Source organism: Halorubellus amylolyticus, assembly GCF_034808145.1.
Taxonomy (GTDB): Archaea; Halobacteriota; Halobacteria; order Halobacteriales; family Natrialbaceae; genus Halorubellus.
In genome coordinates this window covers 541116-557596 of record NZ_JAXHGM010000002.1, presented here as the reverse complement: position 1 = coordinate 557596, position 16481 = coordinate 541116, and the positions used below count along the sequence as shown (strand labels likewise).

The 16481-nt window shown below is 65.8% G+C and carries 12 protein-coding genes; 1 reads left to right on the top strand and 11 read right to left on the bottom strand.

Translation table 11 applies throughout. From position 1 onward, the window contains the following. Positions 1–167: 167 nt before the first annotated feature. From SM754_RS08520 to SM754_RS08485, 8 genes are all read right to left on the bottom strand, one after another. Positions 168–2978, bottom strand: a complete 2811-nt coding sequence (locus SM754_RS08520; protein ID WP_323675796.1) for a BGTF surface domain-containing protein — start codon at positions 2976–2978, stop codon at positions 168–170. A 372-nt stretch (positions 2979–3350) separates the two neighbouring features. Further along, positions 3351–4124, bottom strand: coding sequence for a VOC family protein (locus tag SM754_RS08515; protein WP_323675795.1), 774 nt, complete (start codon positions 4122–4124; stop codon positions 3351–3353). 98 nt (positions 4125–4222) lie between these two features. Continuing rightward, positions 4223–5332, bottom strand: a complete 1110-nt coding sequence (locus SM754_RS08510) for an OBG GTPase family GTP-binding protein (RefSeq protein WP_323675794.1) — start codon at positions 5330–5332, stop codon at positions 4223–4225. Between the two features lie 243 nt (positions 5333–5575). Then, positions 5576–6940 carry an ABC transporter ATP-binding protein gene (locus tag SM754_RS08505; RefSeq protein ID WP_323675793.1) on the bottom strand — a complete coding sequence of 455 codons (1365 nt, stop codon included), beginning with the start codon at positions 6938–6940 and terminating at the stop codon, positions 5576–5578. Next, a complete protein-coding gene (locus SM754_RS08500; RefSeq protein ID WP_323675792.1) occupies positions 6933–7988 on the bottom strand; it encodes an ABC transporter ATP-binding protein in 1056 nt (351 codons plus the stop codon). The genes SM754_RS08505 and SM754_RS08500 overlap by 8 nt, the downstream gene beginning before the upstream one ends. Continuing rightward, entirely contained in the window at positions 7988–9175 is a 1188-nt protein-coding gene (locus SM754_RS08495; protein ID WP_501993769.1) for an ABC transporter permease, read from the bottom strand. The genes SM754_RS08500 and SM754_RS08495 overlap by 1 nt, the downstream gene beginning before the upstream one ends. Then, positions 9175–10143 carry an ABC transporter permease gene (locus SM754_RS08490; protein WP_323675790.1) on the bottom strand — a complete coding sequence of 323 codons (969 nt, stop codon included), beginning with the start codon at positions 10141–10143 and terminating at the stop codon, positions 9175–9177. The genes SM754_RS08495 and SM754_RS08490 overlap by 1 nt, the downstream gene beginning before the upstream one ends. A 67-nt stretch (positions 10144–10210) precedes the next feature. Then, positions 10211–12088, bottom strand: a complete 1878-nt coding sequence (locus SM754_RS08485) for an ABC transporter substrate-binding protein (protein ID WP_323675789.1) — start codon at positions 12086–12088, stop codon at positions 10211–10213. Positions 12089–12438: 350 nt separating this feature from the next. Between SM754_RS08485 and SM754_RS08480 the strand changes: the two genes are divergently transcribed. Then, the gene (locus SM754_RS08480; protein WP_323675788.1) at positions 12439–12642 is read left to right on the top strand and encodes a VNG_1110C family protein; all 204 of its coding nucleotides are present in this window, start codon (positions 12439–12441) and stop codon (positions 12640–12642) included. 65 nt (positions 12643–12707) lie between these two features. Here the strand turns inward: SM754_RS08480 and SM754_RS08475 are convergent, their stop codons facing one another. From SM754_RS08475 to glpK, 3 genes are all read right to left on the bottom strand, one after another. Next, positions 12708–13394, bottom strand: coding sequence for an HAD hydrolase family protein (locus tag SM754_RS08475; RefSeq protein ID WP_323675787.1), 687 nt, complete (start codon positions 13392–13394; stop codon positions 12708–12710). A gap of 376 nt (positions 13395–13770) precedes the next feature. Next, on the bottom strand, positions 13771–14862 hold the full coding sequence (locus SM754_RS08470) for a DUF7973 family transport facilitator (RefSeq protein WP_323675786.1): 1092 nt from the start codon (positions 14860–14862) through the stop codon (positions 13771–13773). Positions 14863–14865: 3 nt separating this feature from the next. Next, positions 14866–16410, bottom strand: coding sequence for a glycerol kinase GlpK (glpK, locus tag SM754_RS08465; RefSeq protein WP_323675785.1), 1545 nt, complete (start codon positions 16408–16410; stop codon positions 14866–14868). Positions 16411–16481: the final 71 nt, after the last annotated feature.

Below are 16481 nucleotides of genomic sequence, written 5' to 3'. Positions count from 1 at the left end.
CCACGACCATCAACTACAACACCACCAGCAAACGACCGCACGCCACACCCGACGACCCAGCCCCACACTCACCAAGGGCAAGCACGGAACTGCCGTCGCTATCGAGCGTCGCACGCGAAAGAAAAGCGAACGTGAAGACCGAGTGAGACTCGGTTAGTTAGCTGACGTTATTCGTCGCGACGGGTCGCGAGGAGCGCAGCCGCAACGAGTGCGACGAGCGCAACAGCGACACCGAAGCCGGGGGAGCCACCCTCATCGGAGGTGGTGGTCTCCTCGTCCGTCGGCTCGGACGTCGTCGGGGCCTCGGACGTCGTCGGCTCGTCCGTCGGCTCCGTCGTCGTCGGCGTCGTCGTCGGCGTCGTCGTCGTCGGCGTCGTCGTCGTGCTGGTCTCGTCCTGCACCGTGATACCGGCCGTGACAGCGTCGTTGTCACCGACCATCACACCGTGCGTGTAGTCACCAGTCGACGAGGGAACCGTGTACTCGAACGTGACCTCGGTCGTCGAACCAGCGTCAACGGACACGTTCTGCGTCGACTCCGTCGTGCCGTTGAACATGTACGCGACCTCGGTCTCGCCCGAGGAGTCGCCAGTGTTCTCGACCGTCGCGGTCACCGTGATCGTCGAACCGGGGGCAGCCGACTCCGGCGCGTCGAGGGACGCGAGCTGGAGGTTGGCAGCGCCGCCGATCTGTGCGTCGACCGACTCGAGCGACTGGGAACCGTCCTTCACGGCGACCGTGAAGTTAGTGCCAGTCGGGATGTCACCGAGATTGAGAGTGGTCGACCACGTGCCGTCGGACTGAACCGTGGCCGTGGCCGTGCGGAGGAACGGGTTCTGGCCGCTGGACGAACGGGCACTAATCGTGAGGTTCGTGCCGGTCGCCGCAGAGGACGAACCAGTGATTTCCGCTTCGTCGGACTGCGCAACAATCAGCGGGTCCTCGGAGTTCGGCTCGGCGCCGTCGATGTTACCCGTCCGCTGGATGACCGAGAACTGCTGGACCGTCGACATCTGCTTCTTACCGTAGGCCCACGCGCTGTCGAACGTCATGTTGACGTTGAACGTCTGGCGCGGGTTCTTGTCGGACACCGAGAAGTTGTCCTTGTCCGTGTCAACGAACATGTACATCGTGTTCTCGGTGGGCGAGAGGAGCGTCGTCTTGTTCTTCGTGTTAATCGTCGTAGCCGGCGTGTTCGGCGGCGTGGAAGCCACCGTCTGCGTAATATTCAACTGCGCACCGTTAACCTGGGTGAACGGACCAGTGATGACGGCGTCGTTCTTCGCACTCGGGACGAGAGTCCCGTAGACACCGGCAGCCTTGATCTCAAGGACGACCTCGTCCTCGATCGCGGCCGTGGAGTCCTGAGTGATGTAGTCCTGGTAGTAGTCGTCGGACTTCGGGCTGAGGGAGTTCTTGCCGTCAGGCGCCGTCCAGACGTTGATTGCGCGGTCGACGTTGTTCGGGTTCCGCACGACAACCGTCGCAACGCCGGTCTCGTCGCCACCGACCGTGGCGTTCACGGGGTACTCGGCAGCGCCGAGTCTCTGGTTCGAGTTAGCGAACTGACTGCTGAGCGTACGGCCCGCGATGGCGTCATCGCTACCGGACGGCAGCTGGAACGTGGTGTTGTCGCTCGTGCCGGCCGTCGCCGTGTTCCAGTAGAACTCGACGTAGCCGTCGTCGTTGTCGTCAACGAGAGTGACGCTCTCCTGATAGCGGACAGAGGTGCCGCCGACGTTGACCGTCGCGCGGTCCGTCGCCCCCGTGATGGAGACGTTCATGACGACGATGTCACCGCGCTCGTCCGAAATCGCCTGCGTCACGAAGCCAGCGGAGCCCTCGGCGGGCGCGTTGACGTTGACGGCAGCGGTGTCGGACGCCGTGGTGTCCGTGACCGAGAACGTGAGGTTCTTCGGTCCGGCCTCAACATCAGTGAAGTTGAGGGTCGCTTCGTTGTTGTCGTTGCGGGTCAGACCGGTGACCATGATACCGTCATCGTCACCGGCGTCGCCGTCTTGGTCAATGTCGACGTCCGTCGCGGTCGGGCCCGCGCTCGAGAACACGTCGCGGAGTTCCTGGTCCGTCATGTTCTCCGAGAGGACGTACGCGCCGAAGTTGGACGCACGGTTGGAGTCAATCTCCAGGTCAACTTCGCTGTCCTCACCGGAGTTCGCGACCGTACTGGACGCGAAACCAACGGAGAGTGTCTGCGGGACGACCTCGAAGTTCACACGCACCGAGGAACCGGAGGTGTCCTCGGCCTTCACGAAGTAGTCACCGTTGAAGTCGCTGGTGGGGACGGTGACGCTGCCGTCCGAACCGACTTCGTAGTTGTTCTCGTAGGAGCTACCGGACGAGGTGTTCTCACGAACTTCGACAGTCGTGCCCGGGTTGACGTTCGTCAGGACGAGGTCCTGACCCTGGAAGACAGGGCTGGACGAAGGCTGAGCCTGCGTCACACCGACCTGACTACCAGTGATCGTGTAGGTACCCGACCAGCTGTCGAACTGGGTGTCGCTCGAGTCGCTGAGGGACACCGAGTAACTGGGGGTGCTGACCGAGGACGGGTTCTTGACGTTGTCAACGGCGACGCGGACCGTGTCGCCGTTGGACAGGCTCTGAGAGTTCGAAAGCTTGAATTCGACCACGCCGCTAGACGCGGAGACTTCCGTCAGACCGTCCGTGTACTCGTTTCCATCGACGTAGACCGAGATATCGCTGGCATCGACGTTGCTCACGTCGGCCGAACCCAGGTCGACATCGACGTACACGAGGGTATTTTGGTTACTGAGCGACACATCAGCCGAGGTGTTATACTCTACACCCGGCTCGTTGGGCGCCTGGTCCGAGAGCGTGATGGTCGCGCTGTTCGCGGCGGCGGCCGTGCCCGCGAGGGCGACGGTACCGGCGAACACGGACGTGACCATCAGCGCTGTGAGAACCAGCGCGCGGAGTTTGTTGGTTTCGTCTGTCATTTTTGATTGGATTGCTTCGGCGGCGACCGCAGCTTTTCTCGACGTCGCCCGAGACCTGTGGGCGCACCGATACTCGCTACTGTCACCATGGGTAGGGGTACATCACGAAAGCACGACCCATTGTTATAAATGTCTTGTGGTGATGGCGGTTTCGTGGTATCCCGTCACACACGCTCTGTGGGTTGGATTCGCACGGTTCCCGTCGGCATCGGACGCACGGCACGTGCCCCGGGAAGGTATATAAACAGACGCGGAGGAACCGGCGAAGCTCGCGAGAGAACCCGCTCGAAGATCGGCGCCCCAACAGCACGGGCGGTGGCGACGGCGTCGACGCACCCGACGGCGACGGTGCAGGGAATCAGCGGACGGCCCCTATTCGCCGGGTGCGTCCGTCGGGTTCAGGATCTCGATCTCGTGCCCGTCCGGGTCCTTCGTGAACGCGAACATGTCGTCGCAGCTCGCGGGGTCGCGGTAGTCCGTGGCATCCCGAACCATGAGCTCGTCCCACGCATCGTGAAGGTCGTCTACGCGCACGCACACGTGCCCCCACGAATCACCCATATCGTACGTCCGGCCGTCGTAGTTGTACGTCAACTCCACCGCCATCGCCTCCTCGCCGGCGTCCTGGGGCTTCAGGAAGTAGTTCGCGAACGTGTCAGACTCCCAGCGGCCCGTGTGCTCGTACTCGAACTTCCGCGTCCAGAACCCGATCGCCTCGTCCGCGTCCTCCACGCGCACCATCGTGTGGTCGAGGCTCCAGCGCGCCCCGTGATCGCGCTCGACGAGCTCGATCTCGTGCCCGTCCGGGTCCTTGACGAACGCGTAGCTGCCACCACAGGACTCGGGGTCGCGGTAGTCCTCGACGCCCGCGTCCATCAGCTCCTCGTAGGCGTCGAAGACGTCCTCGACGCGCACCGCGACGTGCCCCCACGCGTCACCCATCTCATACGTGCGGTCGTCGTGATTGTACGTGAGTTCGAGCGTCGCCGCGTCCTCGCCGGCGTCCTCGGGACCGAGGTAGACGTTCGTGAACGTCTCCGCCTCCCAGCGCCCCTTCTCCTCGTACTCCAGATGCGTCTTGTACCAGTCGAGCGATTCGTCGAGGGCTTCGACGCGCATCATCACGTGGTCGAGTGCGTACGTCATACCCGTGATTCGCCGTCGCGCCCAAAGACGATACCGGATGGAGAAAACGAGACGTCGCCACCGAGCCCGCGAGGCCACGCACCGCGGACGAACCCGAACTACTTCCGGAGGACGAGCTTGAGGACGTCCTCGTCGGCGAGTTCGTGCTCCCGACCGACCTGCTGGCCGTCGTGCTTCGCACTCTCTCCGCGGACGCGCGCGAACCGGAACCGCTCCTCGAAGTCCCCGCCGAGCTTCGAGAGCGCGTCGTCGATACTCGACCCCTCGGGGACGACGAGCGGCTCGTCCCGGTCGACGCCACGCCCGGGTTTGTCCATGTAGACGCGGATGAGACCGAGCTGCCGCCAGATGCGTTTCTTGAACGCGTCCAGACCTTTCTCCTTCTCCGCGGAGATGAACGTCACCTCATCGGGGTCGAGCTCGTGCTCGCGGAGGTTCTCGAACACCGTCTCCTTGTACCCCGGGTCGATGAGGTCTGCCTTGTTCACGACCGTGATCGACGGGAGGTAGACGCGGTTGTCCATGATGCCGTCGATGAGGCGGTCCATGTCGAGCTTCTCGCCGAGGTTCACGTCCGCGTTCACGTACCCGTGCTCGCGGAGGATGTCCGTGATGGTCTCCCCCTCGAGGTCCTGGTCCGCGGCGCTGGTCACGCGGATGCCGTCCTTGTGCTTCTTCCGGATGGTGACGTTCGGGGGCTCCTGGTCGACGCGGATCTTGATGTCGTACAGTTCCTTCCGGAGGCGCGCGTACTGCTCGATCTCGAACGGCGACAGCACGAACGCGATGAGGTCCGCGCTCCGCACCACCGACAGAACCTCCTTCCCGCCGCCGCGACCGCCAGCGGCACCCTCGATGAGGCCGGGGACGTCGAGGATCTGGATGTCCGCGCCGTTGTACTCGAGCATCCCGGGGTTGACGTTCAGTGTCGTGAACTCGTAGGACCCGACCTCGCTGTCAGCGTTCGTGAGCGAGTTCACGAGCGTGGACTTCCCGACGCTCGGGAACCCGACGAGTGCGACGCTCGCGTCCCCGTGCTTCTCGACGGCGTACCCGCCGCCGCCACCGGACCCCGACTGGTTCTCGAGCTTCTCCTTCTTCTCCGCGAGCTTGGACTTCAGGCGACCGATGTGGGCTTCCGTGGACTTGTTGTAGGGCGTGTTCCGGATCTCCTCCTCGATTGCGTCGATCTCCTCTTCGAGCCCCATCGTTACTGGAGACTCCGCTATCCCGACCGAAAAACCTGTTCAATCGCTACCCCCTCCGCGCTCGCCGCTCGCGCAGGGGGAATCCGCGAGCGAGGCCGACGCCGGGCTCGGCGGCGTCGTCGTGCGCGAATCGACGTTTCGAACTCGGCTTGCTGCCGCGTACTCGACGAGGCTGTCACCGGACGGCGAACTCGAGACGACCCGCGAGAACTGGCCGCGGGTGCGCGTCGACACCGACCGCCGTCAGTCGTCCGAGATGGCGGACTCGACGGAGTCCACCGTCGGCGTGGCGTCGTCGAGATGGCACGCGGACTGGTGTCCGGGCGTGGTCTCCGTGAGCGACGGCGCGTCGCGCTCGCAGACCGTCTCGAACTCCGTCGACAGGAGTTCGTCGGCAGCCGCCAGGTCCTCGTCCACGATCCGATCGAGCGCCTCCCCGAGGACGGACTCCGCACGACCGTCGCGGAGCGACTCGGGGATCCCGAACTCCTCGCGGATCGCGTTCTTCGCGGCCTCGTCCGACACTGCTTCCGGTTCGACGTCGGCGTCGCGTTCGGTCGCGACGAACTCGCGGACCGCCTTGACGTCGATGTCGCGCTGCGCGAGGCGCGTCCGGAGGTCCATGACCGACCGCCAGTGCTCCTGCTCGAAGTCGTAGTCCTCCGGCTGGATGACGTCCGGGCAGCGCGTGTGGAACCGGCACCCACTCGGTGGGTTCGACGGACTCGGGACGTCCCCGCTGAGCGTCGTCCCCGAACGGTCGACGGTCGGGTCCGGCACTGGGATAGACGACAGCAACGCCTGCGTGTACGGATGCTGTGGGTTCTGGAACAGCTCCTCCGTCTCACCGATTTCCACGATCTCGCCGAGGTACATCACGGCGACGCGGTCGCAAATCTCGCGGACGACCGCCATGTCGTGACTGATCAGGAGGATCGACAGCCCGAACTCGGACTGGATGTCCTTCATGAGCGTCAGGATCTCCGCTTGCACGGAGACGTCCAGCGCGGAGACGGGTTCGTCCGCGACGATGAGTTCGGGATTCGTCACGAGCGCGCGCGCCAGGCTGATGCGTTGCTTCTGGCCGCCCGAGAACTCGTGGGGGAACCGATGGTAGTCGTCGCGGGACAACCCGACGCGGTCGAGGAGGTTCCGCGCGATCTCCTGGCGTGCCTCCTTGTCGTCGATGCCGTGGATGCGTAGCGGTTCGGCGATGCTCTCGCCGACGCGCATCCGCGGGTCCAGGCTCGACGACGGGTCCTGGAAGATCATCTGGGCCTGCCGACGGAACTGCTTGAGTTCCGCCGGGTCGAACTCCGTCACGTCGTTGCGATGTCTCGCGTCCGCGCCGGTCTCGGCCGCGTTCCGCGCGTCGCCGTTGAAGATGACCTCGCCCGCGGTCGGCTCCTCGAGCTGGATGATCGACGTCGCGGCCGTGGACTTCCCGCACCCGGACTCGCCGACGAGCCCGAGCGTCTCACCGCGCGGGATGTCGAAGCTGATGCCGTCGACCGCCTTCACGGACCCGACCTGCTTCTTCAGGATACCCTTCGTGATGGGGTAGTGCTTCTTGAGGTTCCGGACCTCGAGGAGGGGTTCGTCAGTCATCGTTCAGCCCTCCGGTGCGCTCGTTCCCGTCGGTCCCGGTCGACAGCTCGGCGTCGAGGATGCTGGACTCGTCGTACCCCGGGCCGTAGTACACGCAGGAGACGCGGTGGTCCGCGGTCCCGGTGTCGTAGAGCGTCGGCTGGTCGCCCTTCTTGCAGTCCTCGACCGCGTGCGGGCAGCGGTCGGCGAACCGACAGCCGTCCGGTGGATTCGTCGGGTCCGGGAGCGACCCCTGGATGCCCTTCGTCGAATCGCCCCGCCCGGGGAGACACTCCATGAGCGCTTGCGTGTACGGATGCGCGGGCTCCTTGAAGATGGTGTAGACGTCGCCCTCTTCCATGAGCTTGCCCGCGTACATCACGAGCACGCGGTCGGCGACCTCCGCGACGACACCGAGGTCGTGCGTGATGAACAGGATGCTCATCCCGAACTCCGCTTGGATGTCCTCCAGGAGGTCGAGTATCTGGGATTGGATGGTGACGTCGAGCGCGGTCGTCGGCTCGTCCGCGATGAGGAGGTCCGGTTCGGGCGCGAGCGCCATCGCGATCATCACGCGCTGCTTCATCCCCCCGGAGAACTCGTGGGGGTAGTCGTCGAAGCGCGCGGTCGCCTCCGGGATACCGACCCGGTCGAGGAGTTCGATCGCTCGCTCGCGCGCCTCCGCCTTCGAGACGTCGTCGTGGAACTGTATCGCCTCCACGATCTGCCAGCCGACGCTGTAGCAGTGATTGAGCGCGTCCTGGGGGTTCTGGAAGATGTGACCGATCTTCCCGCCGCGGAGTTCGCGGAGTTCCGCGTCGCTGAGCGCGCCGACGTCGTCGCCACGAAACCGCACCTCGCCGTCGATGTGCGCCGGGGGCATCGAGAGGATTCGCGTGATCGATTCGCTCGCGACGGTCTTCCCGGACCCGGACTCGCCGACGATGCAGACGGTCTCGCCCTCGTGGATGTCGAAGTCGAGGCCGTCGACCGCGGTCAGCGTCCCTTCGTCCGTCGTGAACGTCGTCTGCAGGTCTCGTACCGACAGTAGTGGTTCGTTCGTACTCATCATTCGGCCTCCGTCTCCGCTTGCGGGTTCAGTGCGTCGAGCAGTGCGTCACCGAGGAAGTTGAACGCGAGGATGGTGAGGAACAGGAACACCCCGGGGATCGTCGATATCCACCACGCGAACGACAGGTCCGCGCGACCCGAGGCGATGGTCCGCCCCCACGAGGGGACGTCCGCGCCGAACCCGAGGAACGCGAACGCGGCCTCGAAGAGGATGAAGCTCGGGATGAGCAGCGTCAGGTCAGTGATGATGCTGCTCGCGGTGTTCGGGATGAGGTGCCGGCGGATGATGAGCCACGTGCTCCCGCCGCTCGCCTTCGCGGACTTGATGTACTCCTCCTCGGTCTTCTGGAGCGCGTTCGAACGCACGTACCGTGCGGTGTTCCCCCAGCTGAAGAACCCGAAGATGGCGATGAACAGCAGGAGGCTCCCGCCGAACTGGTAGGTCAGCAGGAGGAACAGCAGGAAGCTCGGGAACGTCTGCTGGATGTCGACGTACCGCATCAGGAACTCGTCGACGAGCCCGCCGCTGTACGCGGCGACCGTGCCGACGACGCTCCCGATGATCATGACGATGAACGCCGACATCAGGCCGACCTTCATGCTGACCTGCATCCCGTACACGATGATGTTCAGGATGTTCTTCCCGCCGCCGGTCGTCCCGAACGGGTACTGCCAGGAGCCGTGACACATGCCATCGGAGACGCGGCCGGCGCACTCGATGACCGCGGACTGCTGGACGCTCGTGTACACGGGCGGCTGGTACTTCGCGAACAGCGACAGCTCGGGCTTCGAGATGACGAGCGGCCCGAGCATCCCGATGAGGAAGGTCGCGATGAGGAACCCGAGGCTCAGCATCGCGGGCCGGTTCTCCCTGAACCGGTTCCAGTAGTACCGCGTCAGGTGCGGGTTCTCGTAGAGCGGGACGACGGCGAAGAAGAATATCGCCAGGAGCGTCAGCGCGAAGAAGTAATCGAGTTGCGTGACCTGGTACGCCCACCCGACCGCCTCGAAGGTGTCGGCGTTCTTCGGGACGACGAAGTAGTCGTAGGCGAACAGCAGGCCGAGAAGCGCCGTCGAGACGAGCATCCCGAGCGCCTTCGGGGAGAGGTCGAGGCGACCGCTGGGCTTGACGTCGTTCCAGTCGATCTCCTCGAATCTCGTCGGCGTGGAGTCGTCTGCCGCCATCATCGATCACCGTAGTCGATGCGGGGGTCCAGGAGCGTGTACACGATGTCCTGGAGGAGGTTCCCGATGATGGTCAGGAAGATGAACACGAACGACGTGCCGAGCACGAGCGGCGTGTCCTGCGAGGTCAGTCCCTGCAGGAGCAGTCGGCCGAGGCCGGGGATGGAGAACACGGTCTCCACGAGTACGGACGACCCCGTGAACAGCGCCAGGAGCGTGCCGACGTACGTCGTCGACATCGGGACCGACGCCGGCCGCAGGATGTGCCGCGTGAGGATGCGCTGGCTGTTCGCGCCCTTCGCTCGCGCGGTCTTCACGAAGTCCGTGTTGAGGTACTCCGCGGACTCGTTCCGCGCGACGCGCTGGATGCCGCCGACCGAGCCCGTGACGAGCACGAACACGGGGAGGATGAGCTGTTTGACGTTCGCCCACGTGAACACGCCGACGTCGGTCTGGTACGTTATCGGCACCCAGCCGAGGACGACGCCGAACACGAGCAGGAGGATGATGCCGAACCAGAAGTTCGGGATGGAGAACCCGAAGAACGCGAGGAACGTCGCCAGGTTGTCCTTCCAAGAGTACTGGTGCGCCGTCGAGTACAGGCCCGCGGCCGTCCCGAAGAACAGCGTCAGGATCGTCCACGGAACCGAGTACTGGACGGTGTAGTAGAGCGCGGTCCAGACCGCCTCGGTGACGGGCTGCGAGCGGCTCTCGGAGAACCCCCAGTCGAGCGTGAAGACGTTCTCCATGTAGCTCCCGTACTGCACCCACAGGGGCTCGTTCAGGCCGCGGAGTTCGCGCAACCGCTCCTGTTCGGCGGTGGCGTTCTGTCCCGCTTGCGCGGCCGCTTGTCCGGCTTGGATGATGTCTCTGTCTGGCGTGAACCGCAGGAGCGCCCACGTCAGCGATACGATGATGAACGTGACGACGACCGCCCACATGAGCCGCCGCGCGACGTACCATCTCATGGTGGCGTCGCTATCCCAGCGGCTCTCGGTGAGCTATACGAACGGTGATAGGTCATGGATGACCTCGTTAGTTGTCTCCGGACTCCTTCCGCCACGCCTGGAAGTTCCAGCCGTTGAAGAACTCCTCCTCCGGTCCGACGAGGTCGGGGCTGTAGCCCGTGATCTCCGTCCCGAGCGAGAGCATCCCCATCGGTTGGTCCTTCGAGAGCTTCCCGAACAGCTCGCCGAGGATCTCCTTGCGCTTCTCGTCGGACGAGGCCGTGCGAGCGTTCTCGAAGAGGCTCTCCAGGTCGTAGCTCGGGTAGTAGCCCGTCGCGTTGAACGCGCCGTCCTTCAGGAAGAACACGTCACTGCTCGTCGGCGTCATCGGGTACGTGTTCAGGCCGTAGATGAGGCCCATGTCCCAGGAGGCCTTGCTCGTGACCTTGTCCCGCGGCCCGTAGTTGTTCGAGCCCGCACTCCACTCGAGCTCGTCGGGGTTCTCGGGCTCCTGCTGCCGGAAGTAGTCGGTGACGAACTTCAGGCCGCCGATGGACTTGATGTTCACCTTGATGCCGGCGTTCTTCTTGAACTCCTGCTGGATGAACTGCGCGGTGGACTTCTCGATGGCCTGCCCGCTCTGGTACATCAGCTTCAGTTCGACCTGGTCGCCGTTCCCGTCGACGAGGATGTCGCCGTCGTAGGAGTACGCCGTTCCCGACAGCGCGTCCTCCATCCGAGAGCGGGTCGCCTCGGGCCCGTACAGGTCGCCGACGCCGTACTTGTCGACGGCGTCGTCGTTGTACCACGGCGACCACTGGGGCTGCCACGTGAACTCGGGGTTCGCGTACCCGCGCTGGACGCCCTTGACGTACTTCTCCTTGTCGAGCGCACACCCGAGCGCCTGCCGGACGCCCTGCTTGCGGAACGGCTTCCAGCCGTTCGCACGCATGTTGTAGAATATCGGGCGGTTGTACGGCTGCGGGGCGACGTTCAGGTTGATGTTCTCGTTCCCTTCGAGGTTGACGGCCTGACTCGGTTCGAGGCCGACCGAGTCCGCGTCGCCGGTCTTGAGCGAGCCGACGCGCGCCGAGGGTTCCTTGATGATCTGGGTCTCGAGGCGCTCGAAGTACGGCGCCTTCTCGAAGAGCTTCGGGAGGTCGTCGGCCTCGCGAGCGTAGTACTCCTCGTTCCGCGTGAACGTCAGCTTGCTCTGGCGCTCCCAGTTCTCGAGGTTGTACGCCCCGAGGTTCCCGGTGTAGGAGAGGTCGAGGAGCTCCTGATTCTCCTTGAGCCCCTGGACGTCCTGCTCGTCGACGTAGGGCTTGATGAGGTCCTTCGGGACGACGTTCATCCCCCACGTGATGGGTTTCTTCGGGAACAGCGGGTCCGCGTTCTGGAGCTTGATGTCGAACGTGTACTTCCCGGTCTTCTCCACGGTGATCGGTTCGCCCCCTCGATACCAGTCCGAGCTGGCGGTGGTCCCCGACCACTCGGTCTGGTGGAGGCTCTTGATCATGTACACGTAGTCCTCGGCGGTCACCTGCCCGTAGGGGTCGGACCACTGGAGGTTCTCGCGGAGCTTCGCGGTCCAGACGCGGTCGTCGTCGCTCGTCAGCTCGAACAGCTCCGGGAACTGGACCTGCCCGGGCTTGAACCCGTAGGACGGGTCGATCGCGTTCGCGATGAGACCCCCGGCGGTGTCCTCGGAGTTGTACATCGAGTTGAGGGTCGTTATCGTCGAGGAGATGACGTCCGTGTAGGTCCCGCCGACCTCGGGGAGTTCCCCGACCTGCGTCGTGGGTTCCTGCGTGCCCGTGCTGAACCCTTGGTCCCCTTCGGTCGTCGTCTGCGCGCCCGTCTCTGTCCCGTCGGGGCCGGTCGCACACCCGGCGAGGCCCGCGGCGCCGGCGATGCCCATCGCCTGCAGCCAGCGGCGTCGGCTCGTTCCCTGGTCATCAGTCACATGTAACGCGTTGTCAGACGGCATAGCTCATACTTTTACCTAACGTATTTAGTTCTTACTTTAGCGCAACCACACACTTACTCACGGACTGCACGTCCACGACCACAGACACGTTCCGGCCCAGATGGCTATCAGATGCCACCGTAGCCCCTCAGCTCCCCGTTTCTCGGTTCGAACTACCTGGGTTTTGCTCGTGAGGGGGACGCGACGGGACGTGGCGGACTCGCGGGCCACCCCGCGGTATCGGCGTCGATATCCCCTGGCGCGCGCTGGTCGCGGCCTGGGACGCGCGGACAGTCGAACTGTTTCGCCACGTTAATACTTGGTGGCCATCACCGTTGACCCGACAGATGCCCGACCCGGCGCAACTCCGCGATAGCACCCAGATCGTCCTCCAGCGCGACGTGCTCGCCGGGTTGGACGTGGACGTCGACGACCGGTTCATGGTGACGGTCGCGACCGTCGACGAGGAGTACTGCCGCATCGTCGGCTCCCCGGTCGTCATCAAGGACGTCAGCGACTTCCTCGCGCGCAACGGCGTCGCGGTCGCCTGAATCGACCGACGAGCGACGCCGTGGGTCATACGGTCGGATGACCGACGAGCGCTGCGGCGGTCGAGTCAGGCGCGGCTATCGCGGACGGCGTCGAGCGCGGCGAGGGTACCGTCGGCGTGCGCGGCGTCGAGGACGGTCGTGGCGGCGGCGCGGGCGGCGTCGTCGGCGTTCGCGACCGCGTAGCTCTCGTCGACGACGTCGAACGTGGAGACGTCGTTCTCGCTGTCGCCGACGGCGACGAACGACGCGGGGTCGCGGTCGACGGCGGCGGCGACGCGTTCGAGCGCGCGGCCCTTGGAGACGTCGCGGGGCTTCAGGTGGTACGCGTACCCGGTGTCGACGAACGCGAGGTCGAACTCGGCGGCGAGCGCGCGCAGCGGGTCCGCGGGAACCGACCGCCGGACGGCGAGTTCGGTCTCGCGCCAGCGGTTCACGAGGTCCGCCTCGCCCCAGCCGAGGTCGTGGCCGGCGTCGCGGATGGCGGCGGCGACGTCGTCGATGCGGTCGCCGGCGCCGTGGACGTGCACGTCGTCGCCCGCGACGGCGACCCCGCCGTTCTCCGCGACGACGAGGTGCTCGACGTCGAGGAAGTCACAGAGCGCGATCGGGTACGGGAACGCCTTCCCGGTGGCGAGGACGACGGGCGCGGGCCACTCGCCGAGGGGGTCGAAGACGCGCGGGTCGATGCCGTGACCGCTCGGACGCGTGAGCGTGCCGTCGATGTCGAGCGCGAGCGGCGGGAGGTCGGTCATGGACGCGAGTCGGGCCCCGTGGCAGGTAACTCTTTCAACACGAGACGAGGCCGGACGACCGTCTCGTCGGCTCCGAGAGACGAAGAGAGAAGGGCCGCAGGTCGTCGTGGTGGGCATCCGTGCTGCCGCGTCGGTGTGGCTGCGAGCAGGACGGTGCGTCGCGACGAACCGCGACGCGGACGCGGTGGGGTGCGACGCCAGGTGGAGTGGCGTCGCGCGGAACGCCCGGGCGGCGTGGTCCGACGCACTCGCGCGAGTGCGTCGGGAGACGCTGTGGTGGTGGTGGTGGCGTGCTATGGGCACGCCGCCCGAGAGCGTCGGTCGGCCCGCGCGAACGACCGCGCGCGTCCGCCGGGCCAGGGTGGCTATCCGAGCTTCATAGGTACCCCGCGGTCGGGATGACGCCGGTGATGGCGAGGATGCCAACGGCGAGCATCACGACGGCGATGGCCATCGCGGGCGGGTCGACGTGCGTCCCGGAGTGCGAGTAGAACACGCGCTGGGTCGCCTCGCCGACGAGTCCGCTGACGGCGCCGAGGGCGCCGGCGGCGATGAGCACGACCGGGTCGCTCCCGACGCTCGCGGCGGCGACCGCCGCACCGACCGAGCCCAGGAGCGTGATGTGGTGCGTGACCGGGATGTTCTCGACGCCGAGTTGCAGGAACAGCAGGCTCATGGCGGAGATGGCGTACCCGAGGAAGATGCTCCCGGTGCGGAGCCAGAGGTAGCCGCCGAGGACGCCGCCGACGAGGCCGATGGCGGCGACGCCGCTCCACTTGTACTGTTGGGGGAGCCACGGCTCGGTCGCGAGCCGGCCGGCGTGTTCCTCGGTGCCGCCGTCGGCGGCCATGTGGGGTTCCTCGCGCTCGAACGGCGTCATGTCGAAGAAGCCGTTGCCCTGGGCCTTCCCGATGATCGGGTACCCGAAGACGACGCGGGCGAGGAACGCCGAGGCGACGACCGTCACCGCGATGGAGTCGGTGAGACCGAAGCCGCTGAACGCGAAGAGCCCGGCGAAGACCCGGTTGAAGAGCATCCCGAACACGCCGAAGATGGCGCCGACGGCGAGGATGTCTGGCTTCGTGCCGAACGCGTACAGGATGTTCTTCCCGAAGTGGTAGTCCCAGTCGTCGGGCTCCATCTCGGGGTACTTCTTGCCGGCGTACGCCGAGGCGGCGACACCGCCGGCGAACGCGACGTGCGGGCCGGTGACCATCCCGAACCCGATGACGCCCGTGATGCCGGTCGCGAGCTCGCCGGTTCCGACGTCGCCGACGGCTCCGCCGACGTTGCTCCGGAGGATGGCGAGCCCTTCGCCGAGGAACACGACGAACCCCGTGAAGATGAACGCCGGGAGCGCGCCGATGGCGGCACCGAACGCACCGCCGGCGAGCGCCGCGATGACGAGCACGACGAGTTCCGTGATGGTCGCGTCGATGACCGGGAGCTGGAGGAGTATCTCCTGCATCGATCAGTCACCTCCTTCGTCGACGGCCCAGCCGAGCGACCGTTCGACGGCGTCGTCCCAGCGGCCGTACATCTCGTCCGCGTCCTCGGAATCCATCTGCGAGGAGAACTCGCTGTCGACCTGCCAGTTCTCGCGGAGTTCGTCGACGGTGTCCCAGTAGCCGACGGCGAGGCCGGCGGCGTACGCGGACCCGAGCGCGGTCGTCTCGTCGACCTCCGGCCGGACGATGTCCGTCTGGATGATGTCGGACTGGAGCTGGCAGAGGAAGTCGTTCTTGACGGCGCCGCCGTCGACGCGGAGGCTCGTCATCTCGACGCCGGAGTCCGCCTCCATCGCCTCCGCGAGGTCGCGCGTCTGGTACGCGATGCTCTCGAGCGTCGCCCGGACGAGGTGCTCCTTGCGCGTGCCGCGGGTCATCCCGACGATGGTCCCGCGAGCGCGACCGTCCCAGTGCGGGGCGCCGAGCCCGGTGAACGCCGGGACCATGTAGACGCCGTCTGTCGAGTCGACCGACCGCGCCAGTTCCGCGGTCTGGGCGGCGTTGTTGATGAGGTCGATGTCTTCCAGGAACTCGATCGCCGCGCCGGCGACGAAGATCGACCCTTCGAGCGCGTACTGGACGGGTTCGCCGGACAGCTGGAAGCCGACGGTCGTGAGCAGGCCGTTGTCGGACGCGACGGCCTCCTCGCCGGTGTTCATCAGGTAGAACGCGCCGGTGCCGTACGTGTTCTTCGCGTCGCCCTTGTCGAAGCAGGTCTGGCCGAACAGCGCGGCCTGCTGGTCGCCGAGCGCGCCGGCGACGGGGATCTCTTCGCCGAGGAACCCGTCCGCGTCGGTGTGTCCGTAGTAGTCCTCGTCGGAGGACGGACGGACCTCGGGCACCATCTCCTCGGGGACGCCGAACTCGTCGAGGAGTTCGTAGTCCCACTCCATGTCCCGGATGTTGTACAGCATCGTCCGGGAGGCGTTGCTGACGTCCGTGATGTGGTTGCCCGTGAGGTTGTAGATGAGCCACGCGTCGATTGTGCCCATCAGGAGCTCGCCGTCGACGGCCCGGTCGCGGAGGTTGCGGGCGCGGGAGCTCTCCATCTTGAGCGGCTCGGCGTTGTCGAGGATCCACTCGGTCTTGGTCGCGGAGAAGTACGCGTCGCACTCCAGGCCGGTCTTCTCACGGATCTCCTCGACCTTGCCTGCTTCCTGGATCTCCTCGACGCGGTCGGTCGTCCGCCGGTCCTGCCACACGAGGGCGTTGTGGACGGGGCGGCCGGAGTCCTTGTCCCAGACGACCGTCGTCTCGCGCTGGTTCGTGATGCCGAGCGCTTCGAGCTGGTTCGCTTCGAGACCGGCGTCCGCGAGTCCGTCGAGGACGACGGCCTGGGTGTTCTCCCAGATCTCCATCGGGTCGTGCTCGACCCAGCCGGGTTCGGGGTAGATCTGTTCGTGCTTCTCGTACGCGTTGGCGACGACCTGGCCGGCGTGGTCGAAGACCATGAATCGCGTGCCGGTCGTCCCCTGGTCGATCGCGCCTACGTAGGTGTTGTCTGTCATCGTTGTGACCCTGTGAGCCACGGCCCTGCCCCATGCCTCGCGTGCTGGTCGGACCTCCCGACCAGCGCGCT

Excerpts from the sequence above, each read along its gene's own strand:
- SM754_RS08510 (WP_323675794.1), bottom strand. The coding sequence starts at position 5,332 with ATGGGGCTCGAAGAGGAGATCGACGCAATCGAGGAGGAGATCCGGAAC.
- SM754_RS08470 (WP_323675786.1), bottom strand. The coding sequence starts at position 14,862 with ATGCAGGAGATACTCCTCCAGCTCCCGGTCATCGACGCGACCATCACG.
- SM754_RS08505 (WP_323675793.1), bottom strand. The coding sequence starts at position 6,940 with ATGACTGACGAACCCCTCCTCGAGGTCCGGAACCTCAAGAAGCACTAC.
- SM754_RS08480 (WP_323675788.1), top strand. The coding sequence starts at position 12,439 with ATGCCCGACCCGGCGCAACTCCGCGATAGCACCCAGATCGTCCTCCAG.
- SM754_RS08490 (WP_323675790.1), bottom strand. The coding sequence starts at position 10,143 with ATGAGATGGTACGTCGCGCGGCGGCTCATGTGGGCGGTCGTCGTCACG.
- SM754_RS08500 (WP_323675792.1), bottom strand. The coding sequence starts at position 7,988 with ATGAGTACGAACGAACCACTACTGTCGGTACGAGACCTGCAGACGACG.
- SM754_RS08495 (WP_501993769.1), bottom strand. The coding sequence starts at position 9,175 with ATGGCGGCAGACGACTCCACGCCGACGAGATTCGAGGAGATCGACTGG.
- SM754_RS08515 (WP_323675795.1), bottom strand. The coding sequence starts at position 4,124 with ATGACGTACGCACTCGACCACGTGATGATGCGCGTCGAAGCCCTCGAC.
- SM754_RS08475 (WP_323675787.1), bottom strand. The coding sequence starts at position 13,394 with ATGACCGACCTCCCGCCGCTCGCGCTCGACATCGACGGCACGCTCACG.
- SM754_RS08520 (WP_323675796.1), bottom strand. The coding sequence starts at position 2,978 with ATGACAGACGAAACCAACAAACTCCGCGCGCTGGTTCTCACAGCGCTG.
- glpK (WP_323675785.1), bottom strand. The coding sequence starts at position 16,410 with ATGACAGACAACACCTACGTAGGCGCGATCGACCAGGGGACGACCGGC.